We start from the raw sequence: 17,478 nt of genomic DNA on the forward strand, positions 1-17,478 counted from the left end.
AAAACGCTCGGCTGGGAAACCCCAGCCGAGCGCCTGCATAAACTGCTCGCGGCCTGATCAACACAACCACGTGTTGCAACGACCGCTAGAAACCGCCCGCTCAGCGAGCCCTTCTTGGGCATCGAGCCGGCGGACTCCATCCAGCTGTACGGCTTCTTGCCGTGCTTCTTGACGATCTTGTTGACCTTGCCGAAGTAGGTGTCCATCTCGGCCTTGGACCTGTTCTGCGTCTCGTCGCCGCCGATGGCGATGTACGGGCCGGGCGTGAGGTCCGCGAGTTCACCGATCACGTCGTCGAGGAACTTGTAGGTGATGTCCTTGTCCACGCACAGGTTGCCGTCGGGGCTCTGCGCGAAGCCGGTGTAGGGCTCCAGCGCCTTGCCGTCGCAGTTCAGCTCGGCGTAGGAGGCCAGCGCGGCGTGTGCGTGGTTGGGGCCGTCGATCTCCGGGATGACGGTGATGCCGCGCGCCGCCGCGTACTGCACGATGTCCTTGTAGTCGGCCTGGGTGAAGTAGCCGCCGAGCATGCCGCCGACGCCGGTCTTGCCGCCGATCTCGGTGAGTTTCGGCCAGGACTTGACGGCGATGCGCCAGCCCTGGTCGTCGGTGAGGTGCAGATGCAGGTTATTCACCTTGTAGCGGGCGATGGTGTCGATGTACTTCTTGACGTTCTTCACCGGCATGAAGTGCCGGCCCACGTCGAGCATCGCGCCGCGGTAGCCGTAGCGCGGCGCGTCGGATATCCGGCCGCCCTGGACGCGCCAGGGGCCGGCCATCTTCTGCTGCCGTTCGACCTTCACCGGCAGCAACTGGCGCAGTGTCGCGACGCCGTTGAAGAGGCCGCCGCGGTCGTCGGCCCTGATGCGGACCGACCCCGAGTCGATGTCGAGCTGGTAGCCCTCCTTCTTGGTCACCGCGTTCTTCCCGCCGAGGGAGAGCACGATGCCCTCCGGGTCGTCCCCCGCCGACAGGCTGCGTACCGGCAGGGCGTATCCCGTGGGCTTGCGCAGCAGGCCGGCCAGGAACTCCGCTGCCGCCTTGGCGGAGGCGGAGCCCTGGGACGCGTAGATCGCGTCGTCCGCTTCCAGGTCGAAGGCGACGCCCTCGTCGGTCGAGACCTTCACGGGCTGCGGTACGACCGTGCCGAGCGGCACGGTGCCCTCCGTTCCGGACGGGTGGCCCTGGGACGTCGTCGCGTAGACCAAGCTGCCCGTGACCGCCAGCACGACCGCGACGACCATGGATTTCGTGCGTCGGCTGCGACGGCGGCGCGGTGGGCTCTCGCTGGCGTTCATCGGTGACCGTGTCTCCCTGTCGAGGCCGGCGTGACGGGCCGGGCCGGCTGATGCGGATATGCCTTCAGCTTGGCCGCCGGCGGCTAGCGGAAGCCCTAGTCTTCCCGGCCGGGACGCGTGAGCCCGCTGTCCGTGCCGGCCGCGAGGAGGGCACGGTCCCTGCTCCCGCGTGGTCTTCGGCAGCTTCCCGCCCGTTCATCTAGCGGGAGTCCTAGTCTTGCCGCCGGCCGCTCGAAGGTGCCGTGCGGGCCGGTACATACTCGCGCCGTGAATGGACGAGCGGCGAGGGCCGGATCACCGCATCGGCAGGGGCACGGCCGGCAGCGGCACATAGCTGTCTTCACCTTTCCCGCGTACGCGCACATCGCGCCCGCGCTTCCCACGCTGACCGAACTGGTGCGGCGCGGCCACCGGGTGAGCTGTCTGGTCGCCGAGCCGTTCGCGGACATGGTCGGGGAAGCGGGGGTGGAGCCGGTCGTGTACGAGTCCGGCTTCCCGTGGGCCGACGGCCTGACGGGGCCGGTGCTGGAGACCGTCCTGACCTTCTTCGAGGAGGCGATCGCTCCCTTGCCCGCGGCGGTGGCCCGGCTCGGGGCCGACCGTCCCGACCTGCTCGCCCACGACCTGGCGGCCTCCGAGGGCGCCCGGCTGCTCGGCCGCGCCTGGGGCGTTCCGGTGCTGCAGCTGTGTCCGACGATGGCGTCCGGCCCGGGATTCTCGATGTCCCGGGCGCAGGCCGAGGAGGACACCGGGCCGCGGGAGCGGATCGACCCGGAGCATCCGTCGATCGCGGAGTTCGTCGCACGCAAGGCGCGGCTGCTCGCCGAGTACGGGCTCGACGACGTTCCGCCCGAGGGCGCGGGGCCGGAGCGCGGGGACAACGTCGTCTTCCTGCCGAAGGCGTTCCAGATCGCCCCGGAGACCTTCGACGAACGGTTCGCGTTCGTCGGTCCGCGCCTGGACGACGTCCCGGACACCGGCGGCTGGCAGCCGCCGGCCGGCTCCCGGGTGCTGCTGCTGTCCCTCGGCAGCTCCTACACCCCCGACCAGGCGGCGTTCCTGCGCTTGTGCATCGGGGCGCTCGCCGGCACCCCCTGGCACGTCGTGGTGACCCTCGGCCGCCGCGTCACCGTGGACGAGCTCGGCCCGCTGCCGGGAAACGTCGAGGTCCACCAGTGGCTGCGGCACCCCGAGGTGCTGCGGCACGCCGCGGCGTTCCTCACCCACGCCGGCATGGGCAGCGTCATGGAGTCCCTCTCCTACGGGGTCCCGATGGTGCTCGTGCCGTACCACGTCGACCAGCGGGTCATCGCCCGGCGGGCGGCCGAGCTCGACCTGGGCCGGGTCGTGCCGCGGGGGGCGGGCGGCGCGGAGCTGCTCCGCGCCGCGGTCGACGAGGTCACCTCCAGCCCCCGCATCTCGACGGCCGTGACCGCGATGCGCCGTCAGGTGCACGCGGCGGGCGGTGCCGTGCGCGGCGCCGACGTCTTCGAGTCCCTGCTGCGTCGATCCGAACGGCCAAGCTCTCCCAACGCGCCAGCTACGGAAGTGACTCACTCATGAAGGGCATCATCCTCGCGGGAGGCGCGGGCACCCGCCTGCACCCCGTGACCCTCGCCGTCTCCAAGCAGCTTCTGCCCGTCTACAACAAGCCCATGATCTACTACCCGCTGTCCGTGCTCATGCTCGCGGACATCCGGGACATCCTGATCATCTCGACGGCCGAGGACCAGCCGCTGTTCCAGCGTCTGCTCGGTGACGGCTCGGAACTCGGCCTCGACCTGAGTTACGCCGTCCAGCCCGAGCCGGGCGGCCTGCCCGAGGCGTTCATCATCGGCGCGGACTTCGCCGGCGACGACTCCATCGCGCTGATCCTCGGCGACAACATCTTCTACGGCCCCCACATGGCCGAATTCCTCCAGGAGAGCCGGCGCGACCTGGACGGCTGCGTGCTGTTCGGCTACCCCGTCTCCGACCCGGAGCGCTACGGCGTGGGCGAGGTGGACGAGGAGGGGCTGCTGGTCAGCATCGAGGAGAAACCGGCCAAGCCGCGTACCAACCGCGCGATCACGGGGCTGTACTTCTTCGACAACCGCGCGCTGGACATCGCCAAGAACCTCACGCCGTCGGCGCGCGGCGAACTGGAGATCACCGACGTCATCCGGCCCTACCAGAAGGAGGGCAAGGCGAAGGTGATCGACCTCGGCCACGGCTTCGCCTGGCTGGACACCGGCACCCACGACTCGCTGCTCGACGCGAGCCAGTACGTGCAGGTGCTGGAGCGCCGCCAGGGGGTGCGGATCGCCTGCATCGAGGAGATCGCGCTGCGCCGCGGGCTCGTCGATGCGGAGGTCTGCCACCGGCGCGGCGCGAGCATGGCCAAGTCGGGTTACGGCGAGTACGTGATGAAGATCGCGCGGCAGGCGCAGTCCGCCGCGCCGGACCGGATGGCCGGAGCCGGAGCGACGCGGAAGGCGGGACTGGGATGAGCGGGCTGCACATCGCGTTCTTCAACTATCCGGCACACGGCCATGTGAACCCGACGCTGCCGGTGACCGCCGAACTGGTGCGCCGCGGCCACCGGGTGACGTATGTGGTCGCCGGACAGTTCGCCGAAGCGGTCGCGGCGACCGGCGCGGACGTGCTCACCTACGAGTCCGTCGTGCCGAAGGCGTGGAACACCGTGGCCATCCCGCAGAAGGTCACCGCCGACGACATCGCCGAGGCGTCGGTGACCCATCTGACGGAGGCGCTGGCACCGCTTGACAAGGTGGCGGCGCAGCTCGACGGCGACCGTCCGGACGTCATGGTCTACGACGCGTTCGGCTATGCGACCGGCCGGCTGCTGGCCCGCAAATGGCGGCTGCCCTCGGTGCTGTGCGCGACGACGATCGCCGTCAGCGAGAAGTGCAACCCGTACGCGGAGTTCGCCGCGAGCATGACACCGCCCGACCCCGAGCACCCGGCGCTGGTCAAGCACCGCGAGCTGCTGCGCGGCACGCTGGACGCGCACGGACTGGGCGACTGGTCCAACGAGGAGTTCACGGGCGCCGCCGAGGAACGGACGCTGTGCTTCGTGGCGCCGGAGTTCCAGCCGGGCGTCGAGACGTTCGACGAGCGGACCGTCTTCGTCGGGCCGTGCATCGGCGACCGGGCGCACCAGGGCGGCTGGCAGCGGCCCGACGACGACCGCCCGGTGGCGCTCGTCGCGCTCGGCAGCTTCGGCTACGAGAACCAGGCGGCCTTCTACCGCGACGCGCTCGCCGCGCTCGGCGATCTGCCCTGGCACATCGTCATGTCGCTTGGCGGCCTGGTCACCCCGGACGACCTCGGACCGCTTCCGCCGAACGTCGAGACCCACCCCTGGGTGCCGCAGCCGGCGGTCCTCCGCCATGCGTCGTCCTTCGTCTCGCACGCGGGCATGGGCAGCACCATGGAGTCGCTCTCCTTCGGTGTGCCGCCGGTCGTCGTGCCCCGCACCGGCGAGCAGGACGTGGTGGCCGGGCGGCTGACCGAGCTGGGGCTGGGCCGGGCCATCGCGCCCAACGAGCTGACGGCGGAGGGGCTGCGTGCCGCGGTGCTGGGCCTCGCGGCCGACGAAGAGGCCCGCGGGCGGGTGCGGGAGCTGTCCGCGAGCATCGCGGCGCGGCGCGGGCCCGCCCTCGCCGCCGACACCGTCGAGGCCCGGTGCGCGGCCTCATGACCGGCGGGCACCCTGCGGCGGCGGGCCGGCCCGGGCACCTCGCGTTCCTGCCCTATCCGGCGTACGGGCACATGCTGCCGGTGCTTCCGGTGGTCACCGAACTCGTCGCGCGCGGCCACCGGGTGACCTGCTTCGCCACCGAGGAGTTCCTCGACCGGGTGCGTGCGACCGGGGCGCGGGCCCTCCGCTACGACCCGCCGCTCTCCTCCGACCCGCCGCCGGACGTCGTCGACGCGGACGAATGCGCGCGGGCTCCGCTGAAGAACCTCACGTCGAGCATGTCCGTGCTCCCGGCGGTCGAGCGGGGCTTCGCGGACGGGGCGCCGGACGTGATCGCGTACGACACCACGCTCTGGCTGACCGGGCGCCTGCTGGCCCTCCGCCTGGGCCGGCCGACCGTGCAGCTGTCGCCGACGTTCATCTCCAACGAGCACTACAGCCTCGGCGAGCACCATCAGGAGTTCGCCGGCCGGATCGACAGGGAGCACCCGGCGATCGTCGAGTTCGGTGACCGGCTGCGGCGGATCGCGGCCGGTACGGGGCTGCCGGCGGAGCGCCAGGCCGAGCTGTTCTTCGGGCACGAGGAGTTCACGGTCGCGTTCGTGCCGAAGGAGTTCCAGTTCGCCGCCGAGACCTTCGACGAACGGCACCTGTTCGTCGGGCCGACGGCGGGGGAGGGTGACGGCACGCAGTGGCAGCCGCCGGCGGACGGCAGGCCGGTCCTGCTCGTGTCGCTCGGCACCACCGTGAACAACCAGCCCGGCTTCTTCCGGCGCTGCGTCGAGGCTTTCGCCGAGCTGCCGTGGCACACGGTGTTCGCGCTCGGCGGTCGCATCTCCCCCGGCGAGCTGGGCCCGTTGCCGCCCCATGTGGAGGCGCATCCCTGGGTGCCGCTCGCCGATGTCCTGCGGCACGCCTCGGTCTTCCTCTGCCAGTCCGGCATGGGAAGCGTGCTGGAGTCGCTGCGGGCCGGGGTGCCCATGGTCGCGGTGCCGCACCACCCGGAACAGCACATCAACGCCAAGCGGCTGACGGAACTGGGCCTGGCCCTGGTGGTGCAGCGCGAGGACACCGGTGTGGAGATGCTGCGGGCGGCCGTGGAGAAGGTCGCGGGCGACGCCGGGATGCGCGAGCGCGCAGGGCAGATGCGACGTCACATCCGCGCGGCGGGCGGAGCGGTGCGGGCCGCCGACGCGATCGAGCAGCGGATGCGCACCGCGTCCTTGGAGGCACCATGACCACCCTGTCCACGGCGCGGACGTGTCCCTTCGACCCGCCGGCCGAGTACGCCCGGCTGCGCGAGACGTGCCCGGTCGCGCCGCTGAGGCTGACCCTCGCGCCGGGTGATGGCGACGGGTGGCTGGTCAGCCGGCTGGCCGATGTACGCGCTGTGCTGAGCGACCGGCGGTTCAGCCATCGCAACGAGCTGATCGGCCTGCCGATCCCGCCGCCGTTCCCGATGAGCGAGTACCGTCCCCAGCCGGCCGCACCGGGCGCCTTCATCAAGATGGACCAGCCCGGCCACTCGCGCTACCGGCGGTATCTGACCCGGTCGTTCACCATGCGCGCGACAGCCGGTCTGGAACCGATGATCACCCGGCTGACGGAGCGGCACCTCGACGCGCTGGAGCAGGCCGGACGGCCCGCGGATCTGGTGAGCGTCTTCGCCGAGCCGCTGCCCGTCCAGGTGTTGTGCGAGATGCTCGGGGTGCCCGAGGACGTGCGCGAACCGCTGCGCGAGCACCTCGCGGTGCTGTCCCGGATGTCGTATCCGGTCGAGGAGCTGATCACCGCCTGCACGGTCATCGCCGAGACCCTCCAGGAGCTGATCGCGGCGAAGCGTGCCGCGCCCGGCTCGGACCTGCTGAGCGAGCTGGCCGGTGCGCAGGACCTCACCGACGAGGAGCTGGTGAACATCGCCTGGGCGCTGCTCGGCGGTGGCTTCGACACCACGGCGAACATGCTGGCTCTCGGCACGTTCGCGCTGCTGTGCCACCCCGACCAGCTCGCCGTCCTGCGGGCCCGCCCCGAACTGGCCGGCAACGCGGTCGAGGAGTTGCTGCGCTACCTCACCATCTCGCACCTGGGGGCGAGCCGCGCCGCGCTGGAGGACGTCGAGCTGAACGGTGTGCGCATCAAGGCCGGCGACACCGTCGTGGCGCTGCTGCCCGCGGCGAACCGGGATCCCGCGCACTTCGAGGCCCCCGACCGGCTCGACATCACCGCGGCCACGCAGGGCCACGTGGCCTTCGGGCACGGCGAGCACCAGTGCATCGGCCAGCACCTGGCGCGCGCGGTGCTGCGCATCGCGCTGCCCGCGCTGTTCGACCGCTTCCCCGGCCTGCGCCTCGCCGTGGACGCCGACAGCGTCCCGCTGCGCTCCGACATGCTCCACTACGGCGTACACGAGCTGCCGGTCACCTGGGGCGACGACTGACGGGGACGGCACGTCGCACGGCGAGGGGCCGCCGGATCGGGTGATCCGGCGGCCCCTCGCCGTGGGTGCGTGGCTGCGGCTGTCAGTCGGTGTCCGACCACCACCGGGGATGGTCGCGGTACCACGCGACGGTGCTCTCCAGCCCGGCGGCGAAGTCGATCGCCGGGCTGAAACCGAGCTTGGTGATCTTGCCGATGTCCAGCGCGTACCGCTGGTCGTGGCCCTTGCGGTCGGCGACCTGCCGGACCAGTGCCGGGTCGGCGTCGCACAGCTCGACCAGGCGCCCGGCGATGGCGGCGTTGGTCGCCTCGACGCCGCTGCCGATGTTGTAGATCTCGCCCGGGGCGCCCTCGGTGAGCACCAGCTGGAGTGCCGCGCAGTGGTCGGCCACATGCAGCCACTCGCGGACGTTGCTGCCGTCGCCGTACAGCGGCACGGGCCTGCCCCGCAGCAGGTTGGTGATGAACAGCGGTATGAGCTTCTCGGTGTTCTGGTACGGGCCGTAGTTGTTGGAGCAGCGGGTGATCCGCACGTCCAGCCCGTGGGTGCGCCAGACGGCACGGGCGACCAGGTCGCTGCCCGCCTTGGACGCGGAGTAGGGGGAGTTGGGCAGCAGGGGCTCGTCCTCGTCCCAGGCGCCCGACTCGATGGAGCCGTACACCTCGTCCGTGGAGACGTGCAGTACGCGCTGCACGCCGTGCCGCACACAGCCGTCCAGCAGCTGCTGGGTGCCCAGGACGTTCGTCGAGGCGAACGGCACTGCGCCCACCAGTGAGCGGTCGACGTGCGACTCGGCGGCGAAGTGCACCACCACGTCGTGCCCCGGCAGCACCTCGGCGAGCGCGTCGGCGTCCCGGATGTCGCCCTCGACGAACGTCAGGCGCTCGTGCCCCAGCGGCAGGTTCGCCACGTTGCCGGCGTAGGTGAGCAGATCGAACACCGTGACCTCGGCGTCGGCCCACTCCGGTCCGGCGGAACGGGCGTAGGTGCCGGCGAGCAGCTCGCGCACGTACTGCGAGCCGATGAAGCCCGCGCCTCCGGTGACAAAGACCTTCATCTCGACCGCATCCCCTCAGCTGACCGGCAGGACCTTCAGCCGGCGGCGGTGCGCGCCCTCGCCGGTGTCCGCCGTCGAGGACAGGTGCGAGACGACCCGCTCCTCGACGGCGTCCTGTGCCGGGTCGTCGTGCACCCGCAGGATCTCGTAGGTGGTGTTGCGCTGGGCCGGCACCCGGTCGCTGCCGCGGATCAGCTCCAGCAGCTCCGGCAGGTTCGAGCGGTGCTTGGCGCCGGCCGAGGAGACGACGTTCTCCTCCAGCATGACCGAGCCCAGGTCGTCGGCGCCGTAGTGCAGCGAGAGCTGGCCCATGTCCTTGCCGGTGGTCAGCCAGGAGCCCTGGATGTGTTCGACGTTGTCGAGGAAGAGCCGGGCGACGGCGATCATCCGCAGGTACTCCATCGGCGTCGCCTGCGTCCGGCCCTTCAGCTTGTTGTTCTCGGGCTGGTAGGTGTACGGGATGAAGGCGCGGAAGCCGCCGGTGCGGTCCTGCACGTCCCGGATCATCCGCAGGTGCTCGATGCGCTCCGCGTTGGTCTCGCCGGTGCCCATCAGCATGGTGGCGGTGGACTCCACGCCCATGCCGTGGGCGATTCCCATGATCTCCAGCCAGCGCTCGCCGGACTCCTTCAGCGGGGCGATGGCGTTGCGCGCCCGGGCCGGCAGCAGTTCGGCGCCGGCGCCGGCGAGCGAGTCCAGGCCGGCGTCCCGGATGCGGGCGATCGCCTCCTCCACCGACACCTGGGAGACCTTCGCCATGTGCTCGATCTCCGAGGCGCCGAGCGAGTGGATCACCAGTTGCGGGAACTGCTCCTTGATCGCGCCGAACATGCCCTCGTAGTACTCGACGCCGTAGTCCGGGTGGTGGCCGCCCTGGAACATGATCTGGGTGCCGCCCAGCTCCACGGTCTCCGCGCAGCGGCGCAGGATGTCGTCCAGATCACGGCTCCAGCCCCGCTCGGTGTCCTTGGGCGGGGCGTAGAAGGCGCAGAACTTGCACGCCGTCACGCACACGTTGGTGTAGTTGATGTTCCGCTCGATGATGTACGTCGCCAGATGCTGCCGGTCGGCGTAGCGCCGTCTGCGGACGGCGTCCGCGGCCCGGCCGAGCGCGTGCAGCGGTGCGTCGCGGTACAGCTCGACGGCCTCTTCGGGGGTGAGACGGCCTCCGTCGCCGGCGCGCTCCAGCGCAGCGGTGAGTTCGCTGGTCGGGTTGGCCACGTCGGCCACCTTTCTGTGTCGGCTCGTGCTGGATGATGGGGGGCGGTGTCCGTGCCGGCCGCGGCCATGGCGAAGGGCGCCCGTCGGCTCGTACGTGAGAGCAAACCCGGACGCCCTTCCCCTCCGCGGGGTTGCCCTGCCGCACTCCGGTGGCGGCGTCAGGACCGGACGACGCCTGCCGGCCCACGGCCGCTGACCGCGCCCGGCCCGGCCATCCGGCGGGCGTCCGGCGGGTCGGTGTCCAGCAGGCGGATGGTCACGTCGGGAGGGAAGCCGGCTTCGGCGCCGCCGACCCGGCGGGCGAACTCGCGCAGCCCCGCGAGGTGGCGTTCGCCCAGGCTGAAGTCGAGTGCGGACAGGTAGTACCGCTTCAGTGTGGGGGCGTCGAACTCCGCCCAGCGCGCCGCCCTGCGGCACACGTCGTCGATCTCGTCGAGGAACACCTCGCGGGAGGCGAGGAACCGGGAGTGCACCTCGCGCACCAGGTCCGCGTTGCCGGCCAGGAAGTCCCGCCGGGCCGCGAACACCGCGAAGACGAACGGGAGTCCGGTCCACTTCCGCCACATCTCGCCCAGGTCGTACACCTCGTATCCGGCGGTGCCCGCGCCCAGGAGCGAGGCGCGCAGCGCCGCGTCACCGATCACCACTGCCGCCGGTGCGCCGGACAGCATCGTCGCCGGGTCCGCCGAGCTGGAGCGGTACTCGGGCCGCACCCCCACCAGGTCGCTGAGCAGCAGCTCGGCGAGACGCACGGACGTGCGGCTGGTCGTGGTGCAGGCGAGCGGGACACCGTCGAGCCGCTCCAGTGGCAGCGTGGACAGCAGCAGGCAGGACATCACGGGCCCGTCCGCGCCCACCGCGATGTCGGGCAGCAGCACCAGTTCGTCGGCGTTCCGCAGGTACTCGGTCACGCTGATCGGGCCGATGTCGAGTTCGCCGGCGACCAGGGCGTCGCTCAGCCGCTCCGGGGTGTCCCGGCGCAGGTCGAGATCGAGCAGGCTGCCCGTACGGGCCAGTCCCCAGAACAACGGGAGACAGTTGAGGAAGTCGATGTGGCCGACCCGCGGCCGGGTGCCCACGATGGGCCCGGCGCCGTCCACCGGCAGTTGGTCGATGGGCGCCGTCACGGGGTGTCGACCGCTTCCGGTCCGTACACCTCGACGCCGTCGGAGACCCGGCGTACGTGGATGCAGTCGCCCGGGCAGTCCTTCACGGAGTCGACGACGTCGCGCACGGCGTCGGCCGGCACGGGCACGGCGGCTCCCTCTTCCTGCCGCAGTTCGCCGTCCGCCCCTTTGACGTAGGCCAGGCCGTCGATGTCCAGCTCGAAGACGTCGGGCGCGTACTGGGAGCAGATGCCGTCACCCGTGCACAGCTCCTGGTCGATCCAGACGTCCAGGGACTCGTCCTGCGCGGTCATCGCGCACACCTACCGATCCTTGTCGGGAATGCGGGCATCATTCACACCTGCATGGGCTGGGGGGCGTCCCGGCGCGCGGGATCCGGGCCCTCGTACTCGCGGATGATCTCGTAGCGGGTGTTGCGCTCCACGGGCCGGAAGCCGGCGTCGCGGATGAGGTCGAGCAGGCTCTCCCGGGACATCTTGTCCGGCGTGCCGTAGCCGTCGGCATCGTGCGTGATCTTGTATTCGACCACCGAGCCGTCCAGGTCGTCCGCGCCGTGGTTCAGCGCCAGAGCGGCGGTGTCCAGGCCGTGCATCACCCAGAACACCTTTACGTGCGGCACGTTGTCGAACAGCAGCCGCGAGACGGCGAACGTCTTGAGGGACTCGGTCGGCGTCGCCATCTTGGTCCTGGCCATCAGGCGGTTGCGCACCACTCCGTCGACCGAGTCGTGGAAGTCGTGCTGGTAGCGCAGCGGGATGAAGACCTGGAAGCCGCCCGTCTCGTCCTGGAGCTCGCGCAGCCGCAGCACGTGGTCCACGCGGTGCCGCGGCTCCTCGATGTGCCCGTAGAGCATGGTGCAGGGCGTCTTGATGCCTTTGGAGTGGGCCAGTCGGTGGATGCGCGACCAGTCCTCCCAGTGCGTCTTGTGGTCGACGATCTCCTTGCGGACCTCCCAGTCGAAGATCTCCGCGCCGCCGCCGGTGAGCGACTCCAGCCCGGCGTCGATGAGTTCGTCGAGGATCTCGCTAGCGCTCAGCCCGGAGATCTGCTCGAACCAGTGGATCTCCGTGGCGGTGAAGGCCTTGATGGCGACGTTCGACGGCAGCGCCTCCTTCAGCGCCCGGATGGAACGCGGGTAGTAGCGCCACGGCAGCGTCGGATGCAGCCCGTTGACCAGGTGCAGCTCGGTGAGCTGCTCGGCCTCCATCTCCTTGGCCAGCTTGACGGCTTCCTCGATGCGCATCGTGTACGCGGCCTTCTCGCCCGGCTTGCGCTGGAACGAGCAGTAGGCGCACGAAGCGGTGCACACATTGGTCATGTTGAGGTGCCGGTTGATGTTGAAGTGGGTGACGTCGCCGTTCTTCCGCGTCCGCACCTCGTGTGCGAGACCTCCGAGCCAGGCCAGGTCGTCGCAGGCGTACAGCGCGACACCGTCCGCACCGCTGAGCCGTTCGCCGGAAGCGACCTTCTGCTCGATCTCGCGTCTGAGTCCTGCGTCCAACCGTGCCATCTCCTCGGATTGTTCCGGCATGAGATCGGTCTGCTCGTTTCGTAAGCTCACCAGCCGGGCTGTCGCAGCTCCATGCTGGAGGAGGCACCTGTAGTAGATTCCCTACAGCTTCGGCCGCCGGGCCCGCGCGCCATCGGGGCCTCGTAGCGTGAGTGCCCGGCGGCCCCCGCCGGGGTCGCCCGCACCGCGCGGAAGGAATAGGACCATGACGGTCACGCTGACCCTGCGCAAGCAGGGCGGGGGATACGCCCTCGACGCATCCGCCCCCATCGCCTCCCTCGACCCCACGGCCACCCTGGAGTTCGGGCGGGCCATGCGCACCGGCACGATCACCTCGGGCGGCCGGAAACTGCCGATCGCGGCGCACGGACCGCATCGCACCTCGGTGACGGTCGGCGACGGCAGCCGACCGGTACTGCGTCTCGGCCAGGACGACTCCTTCGTCCCCGGATCCGGCAAGCAGGCGCGATGGAGCGCCTCCCCGCACCCCCGCCCGCGGAACGCCTCCCTCGAAAGCGACCGGGGCCGCCTGGACTTCACCGTTCCGAAGCACGGCAAGGAGGTCACGGTCGAGGTCACCGGCGACTGGGAGCAGCTGGACACGGTCGCCCTCGCCGGCTGCTTCGCCCTGCTGTCCATGCGCCGGGGCCACACCTACCGTGCGATGACGGTGCTGGCCGTCACGAGCCCCCACCCCAAATGAGCTGACCCGCCCCGCGAGCCGGTACGCCCCTCGGCCGGCGCGTCCTGCCGCCGGGTGCCCGGATGTGCGCCGGGCACCCGGCGGTCTGCCGTCCGTGAGGACCCTCACCCCGGAGCGAAGGGGACGTGTCCGGCGGCCGGGCCGTCCGCGGCGGAGAACGCCGCGATGGTCTTCTTCAGCCCGTCGAGGAGGGAGACACGGGGCTCCCAGCCCAGCAGCCGCCCCGCCTTGGAGATGTCGGGCCGGCGGCGCTGCGGGTCGTCCGGGTGCGCCTCGGTGTAGGAGAGGGCCGAGGCGCTGCCGGTCAGCTCGCGAATGTGCTCGGCCAGCTCCCGTACGGTGATCTCGTGCGGGTTGCCGATGTTGACGGGGCCGCTCTCCGCGCTGTGGGCGAGCGCGAGGATTCCCCGCACCGTGTCGTCGACGTAGCACAGGGATCTGGTCTGGGAGCCGTCGCCCATGACCGTCAGAGGGGCTCCGCTGAGGGCCTGTTTGACGAAGGTGGGGACGACCCGCCCGTCGTCCTCACGCATGGCGGGCCCGTAGGAGTTGAAGAGGCGCGCGATCCCGGTGTCGACCTGGTACTGCTTCCGGAAGGAGACGGTCATCGCCTCGGAGAACCGCTTCGACTCGTCGTAACAGGCCCGCGGCCCCACCGGGTTGACGTTCCCCCAGTAGTCCTCGTCCTGGGGGTGCTGGAGCGGGTTTCCGTAGACCTCCGATGTCGAGGTCAGGACGAACCTGGCGTTCTTCTCCCGCGCCAGGCACAGGGCGTGGTACGTGCCGTGGCCGCCGGCGCGGAGTGTCGCCACCGGCATGCGGAAATAGTCGACGGGCGAGGCGGGGCACGCCAGGTGGAAGACGAAGTCGACCGGCCCGCCGACCCGGAGCGGCTCGACGATGTCCGCCTCGACCAGGGTGAAGCGGGGATCGTGCAGCAGATCCGCGACGTTCTCCCGGCGCCCGGTGCTCAGGCTGTCGATGCACACGACGCTGTTCCCCGATGCGACGAGCGCACGACACAGATGGGAGCCGACGAAGCCGGCGCCGCCGGTGACGACGGAGCGTGCCGCCGGCCTCCCCGCTTCCCCCCGGGGCTCGATGACTTGACTCACAGCATCTCCTCGATGATGTCGGCGGCCTGTCTGGCACCGGCCTCGGCCCGCACCTCGGCGCGCAGCCGCTCCAGCCGGCCGGGAACCTCGGGGTCCGCGACGATCCCGGCCACCGCCTCGCGCAGCGTCTCGGCGGTGACGTCCGCCATCCCGATACGGCGGGCCACGCCCAGGCCGGCCAGTCGCTCCGCGTTGTTGAAGTGGTCGGCTCCTTGCGGCACGGCGACCATGGGCACGGCGTGGTAAAGGGCCTCGGCGCAGCCCCCTGTCCCCGCGTGGGTGACGAAGGCGTCGGCCTGCTCAAGGACCGCCATCTGCGGCACCCACGGGTGCACCTCGATGTTCGCGGGGACAGCGCCGAGTTCGGCGGGGTCGACGTACGTCCCGATGCTGAGCACCACATGCCACCCCGGCAGGTCGCCGAAGGCGGCGACGCACTGGCGGTAGAACTCCGGCTGCTGGGTGAACGAGGAGCCGAACGAGATGAGCAGCACCTTCTCGGCGCCGTCCGGGCGCGTCCAGCTGCCCTGTCCCTCGCGTCCCCTGAGGCAGGGGCCGACGATCGTCACCTCGTCCGGGTCGAACCGGTCCAGGCCCGGTTGCAGCACCTTCGTGATCAGCCCCACCGTGCGCGGCGGCCGGCCGGCGAACTCGTCCACGTCCGTGGTGGTGGCCCCGCTCCCGGCGAGCCACTTGGCGAACCGGGCGTGGTACTCGTCGGCCCCGGGCAGCCGCACGGACCCGGCCGCGGCCCCCTGCACGTACTGCTCCCCCACGATGGCGGGCGAGAGGTGGACGCACGGCTTCCCCTGCGCCTCGGCCAGCGCCCGGCCCACGTAGGAGCCGGCGTCGTACAGGTAGAGGTCGGCGGGGTCCTCGTCGTACACGGCCCGCAGCTGCGGAAGGGCCTGGATGTTGCCCTCGAGGATGACGTCCAGCGCGGCGACCGGGTCCTGCGACCACTCACCGACGGTCTCCGGCAGGTGACGGGTACAGGGCACGAACTCGGCGCCGGTGACGGTGACCAGGTGGGACACGGCGGACTCGTTGGCGGACGTCACCCGGTGCCCGCGCGCCACCAGCTCGTGGACGACGTCGAGCGTGGGGATGATGTGGCCGGGGTCCGGTGTACCGATCATTGCGATGTGGGCGCGGCGTGTCATTGACGAACCACTCATTCGATGTGGATGGGAGAGGGGCGGAAGGCAACGCGTACACCTGGTTCCCACGCGGCCCGCTGCGCTGGCGGTGGCCCCTGTTCGACACCCGGACCTTCGTGCCGGCGTCCCCGGTCGCGGGTATCGACCAGCATGTCGGCTCGGGGGGTGCCGCGCGGCCCGCCGCACGGGGGTTCTAAGTGAACGCCTAGGCCTGGCCGACGGGCTGGGCTCGGGACATCGCCCGGGTGTCCACCTGGCGGACGACCTCGTCGGCCGCCCAGACGGAGTGGTCGAGCTTCCCGGAGAACACGGTGAGGTAGCCAGGGCCCGGGGAGCCGACCATCGACGGACGGGCGTCGGTGTCGTTCCTGTTCGCGAGGACGACTCGGGGGCCGTGCAGCACATCACGCAGCCGCGCCGTGCGCAGTGCGGGCACGAACCGTGTCGCGTCCCGGAGCACCCGCCGGAATCCGCGCTCCACAGCGGCCCGGTCCAGCAGTCCCCCGGCCGCCGGCTCGCGCCACCGGGCCGGGGCGACCTGCTGGGTGACCCGGTCCAGCACACTGTGCTCGACGTGGTACAGCAGGAAACGCCCGGAGCGGCCGAACGGGAGCAGCGTGGTGAAGGGCCCGTCCATGACCGTGACGCCCACCGGCGGGTGGTCCCAGTCGACGACGTACACAGCCGTGTACTCGTACTGCCGGTCGGGTGCCTCGTGTCCGAGCTGCCGGCTGAGGCGGTTGATGTCGGCGAAAGAGCAGTTCACCACCGAGTCGAAGGAGCCGGCGGCCCCCTCGTGGGTCTCCACCGTGTAGGTGTCCCCCCGGGCCTCGACGGCGCGGACCTCGGTGCCGAACCGCATGGTGGCGCCGCAGCCCGCCAGTCTTCTTCCCAGCACGTCGCGGAGGTGCCGGCAGTCGATGACGGCTTCCTGCGTGCGGAGCCCCAGGGTGACGCCGGTGACCGGCGGACTGTACCGGGACGGTTCGACGAGCCGGTACCGCAGCCCCACGCCGTCGCAGAAGTCGAGGTACTCCCGCGCGGTCACCGCCGAGCCTTCCTCGGCGATGAAATACCCGTTGGGGAAATCCGCCGTCACGCACTCGGCGAATTCGTCCCGGAACTTCTGGTAGCCGCGTATGCACTGCTCCGCCGTCGCGGGGTCACGCGGATAGTGGAATCCCAGGTGGAGACGGTTCTGGTTGTTGAAGGAAGCCCCGGACAGCGGTTCCGGGTTCCGCTCGAAGACCGTTACCCGGTATCCCCGCTCCGCCAGCCGGAGCGCGGCGACAGCGCCGAATACGCCGCAGCCTATGACGGCCACCGCATGCCGTTCAGACATGGGCGCCCCCGTTGACGCCGATGATCTGCCCGTTGAGGCCGGCCCATGCCGGCTCGCAGATGCCGACGACGACTCCGGCGATCTCCTCGGGGGTCACCAGCCGGCCCGTCGGCGTCCTGTCCCGGTGGGCCGCCCGGCGCTCCGGCAGCATGTCGCGGTACATGGTGCTGCCCTCGATCAGCCCCGGGGAGACCGCGTTGACCCGCACGTCGGGTGCCAGCCAGGAGGCGAGGGACTTCACGAGGCCGATCACCGCGGCTTTGGAAGCGGCGTAGACCGGGTCGTAGCTGCCCCGTTCGCCCGACACCGAGGCCGTCATCACCACCTGGGCACCGGGGCGGAGCAGCGGCAGCAGCCGGCGGAGCAGCGCGGCCTGCGCGCCGACGTTCACGGTCAGCACGCCGGTGATCTGCTCGTCGGAGTAGGCGCTCAGTGAGGAGCCGGGGAGGATGCCCGCGAGGAACACCACCACGTCCAGCTGCCCGACGCGTTCCCGGCAGGCCGACGCCGCCGCGTCCAGCGAAGCGGGATCGAGGAGGTCCAGCTCGATCGGACGGCCGGGCGCCGATTCGGGGGCCGCGCCCGAGCGTACCGTCGTGAGCACGTGGTCGCCCCGCTGCACGAAGGCGTCGACCACGGGCGGCCCGATCGACGAACTCGCCCCGACGACGAGTGTGTTGCGTCCTGTGGGCGTCACTGTCATCCGTCCCGTCGGCGTTTGAGGGGGTGGGGCCGGCACGACGCCTGGTTCGGGGTCTCCCTCCCGGCGTCCCCGGTCAGGCGCGTTCAGCCTGCCAGGAGGCGGCGG

Annotated in this window: 16 protein-coding genes; 6 read left to right on the forward strand and 10 right to left on the reverse strand. The window is 71.1% G+C overall.

Translation table 11 applies throughout. From position 1 onward, the window contains the following. Positions 1-1,295, reverse strand: a 1,295-nt coding sequence (locus tag IO40_RS34295) for a beta-N-acetylhexosaminidase (protein WP_244190326.1), incomplete at its 3' end; no start/stop codon positions are given. A gap of 267 nt (positions 1,296-1,562) precedes the next feature. On the opposite strand from IO40_RS34295, the gene IO40_RS0129885 reads away from it, so the two are divergent. Genes IO40_RS0129885 through IO40_RS0129905 form a run of 5 tightly spaced genes read left to right on the forward strand, consistent with a single transcriptional unit; the run spans position 1,563 to position 7,435 of the window. Continuing rightward, positions 1,563-2,858 carry a macrolide family glycosyltransferase gene (locus IO40_RS0129885; RefSeq protein WP_031176496.1) on the forward strand — a complete coding sequence of 432 codons (1,296 nt, stop codon included), beginning with the start codon at positions 1,563-1,565 and terminating at the stop codon, positions 2,856-2,858. After that, positions 2,855-3,784, forward strand: coding sequence for a glucose-1-phosphate thymidylyltransferase RfbA (gene rfbA / locus IO40_RS0129890; protein WP_031030068.1), 930 nt, complete (start codon positions 2,855-2,857; stop codon positions 3,782-3,784). The genes IO40_RS0129885 and rfbA overlap by 4 nt, the downstream gene beginning before the upstream one ends. Next, the gene (locus tag IO40_RS0129895) at positions 3,781-4,998 is read left to right on the forward strand and encodes a macrolide family glycosyltransferase (RefSeq protein WP_031176497.1); all 1,218 of its coding nucleotides are present in this window, start codon (positions 3,781-3,783) and stop codon (positions 4,996-4,998) included. The genes rfbA and IO40_RS0129895 overlap by 4 nt, the downstream gene beginning before the upstream one ends. Beyond that, a complete protein-coding gene (locus tag IO40_RS0129900; RefSeq protein WP_031176498.1) occupies positions 4,995-6,236 on the forward strand; it encodes a macrolide family glycosyltransferase in 1,242 nt (413 codons plus the stop codon). The genes IO40_RS0129895 and IO40_RS0129900 overlap by 4 nt, the downstream gene beginning before the upstream one ends. Next, the gene (locus IO40_RS0129905; RefSeq protein ID WP_016467281.1) at positions 6,233-7,435 is read left to right on the forward strand and encodes a cytochrome P450; all 1,203 of its coding nucleotides are present in this window, start codon (positions 6,233-6,235) and stop codon (positions 7,433-7,435) included. Before IO40_RS0129900 ends, IO40_RS0129905 begins: the two co-directional genes overlap by 4 nt. 82 nt (positions 7,436-7,517) lie before the next feature. Here IO40_RS0129905 and rfbB read toward each other — a convergent pair whose 3' ends face one another. From rfbB to mqnE, 5 genes are all read right to left on the reverse strand, one after another. Then, positions 7,518-8,492, reverse strand: a complete 975-nt coding sequence (gene rfbB, locus IO40_RS0129910) for a dTDP-glucose 4,6-dehydratase (protein WP_016467282.1) — start codon at positions 8,490-8,492, stop codon at positions 7,518-7,520. Between the two features lie 15 nt (positions 8,493-8,507). Continuing rightward, positions 8,508-9,713, reverse strand: coding sequence for a cyclic dehypoxanthinyl futalosine synthase (gene mqnC, locus IO40_RS0129915; protein ID WP_016467283.1), 1,206 nt, complete (start codon positions 9,711-9,713; stop codon positions 8,508-8,510). Between the two features lie 158 nt (positions 9,714-9,871). Beyond that, complete coding sequence (locus IO40_RS0129920; protein WP_016467284.1) at positions 9,872-10,840, reverse strand: menaquinone biosynthetic enzyme MqnA/MqnD family protein; 969 nt, start codon at positions 10,838-10,840, stop codon at positions 9,872-9,874. Beyond that, positions 10,837-11,133: a ferredoxin gene (locus IO40_RS0129925; protein ID WP_016467285.1), complete on the reverse strand. Its 297-nt coding sequence runs from the start codon at positions 11,131-11,133 to the stop codon at positions 10,837-10,839. Before IO40_RS0129925 ends, IO40_RS0129920 begins: the two co-directional genes overlap by 4 nt. Before the next feature lie 41 nt (positions 11,134-11,174). Next, entirely contained in the window at positions 11,175-12,341 is a 1,167-nt protein-coding gene (mqnE, locus tag IO40_RS0129930; protein ID WP_030409033.1) for an aminofutalosine synthase MqnE, read from the reverse strand. A gap of 214 nt (positions 12,342-12,555) precedes the next feature. Here mqnE and IO40_RS0129935 point away from each other — a divergent pair, with 214 nt between their 5' ends. Further along, entirely contained in the window at positions 12,556-13,053 is a 498-nt protein-coding gene (locus IO40_RS0129935; RefSeq protein ID WP_016467287.1) for a hypothetical protein, read from the forward strand. Positions 13,054-13,157: 104 nt separating this feature from the next. Here the strand turns inward: IO40_RS0129935 and IO40_RS0129940 are convergent, their stop codons facing one another. From IO40_RS0129940 to IO40_RS0129960, 4 genes are all read right to left on the reverse strand, one after another. Continuing rightward, complete coding sequence (locus tag IO40_RS0129940) at positions 13,158-14,168, reverse strand: UDP-glucuronic acid decarboxylase family protein (protein ID WP_016467288.1); 1,011 nt, start codon at positions 14,166-14,168, stop codon at positions 13,158-13,160. After that, positions 14,165-15,331 carry a macrolide family glycosyltransferase gene (locus tag IO40_RS0129945; protein WP_016467289.1) on the reverse strand — a complete coding sequence of 389 codons (1,167 nt, stop codon included), beginning with the start codon at positions 15,329-15,331 and terminating at the stop codon, positions 14,165-14,167. The genes IO40_RS0129940 and IO40_RS0129945 overlap by 4 nt, the downstream gene beginning before the upstream one ends. A 202-nt stretch (positions 15,332-15,533) precedes the next feature. Further along, the gene (locus tag IO40_RS0129955; RefSeq protein ID WP_078659816.1) at positions 15,534-16,670 is read right to left on the reverse strand and encodes an FAD-dependent oxidoreductase; all 1,137 of its coding nucleotides are present in this window, start codon (positions 16,668-16,670) and stop codon (positions 15,534-15,536) included. Continuing rightward, the gene (locus tag IO40_RS0129960) at positions 16,663-17,367 is read right to left on the reverse strand and encodes an SDR family NAD(P)-dependent oxidoreductase (RefSeq protein WP_051173437.1); all 705 of its coding nucleotides are present in this window, start codon (positions 17,365-17,367) and stop codon (positions 16,663-16,665) included. The genes IO40_RS0129955 and IO40_RS0129960 overlap by 8 nt, the downstream gene beginning before the upstream one ends. Positions 17,368-17,478: the final 111 nt, after the last annotated feature.

Source organism: Streptomyces albus subsp. albus (assembly GCF_000725885.1).
Taxonomy (GTDB): Bacteria; Actinomycetota; Actinomycetes; order Streptomycetales; family Streptomycetaceae; genus Streptomyces; species Streptomyces albus.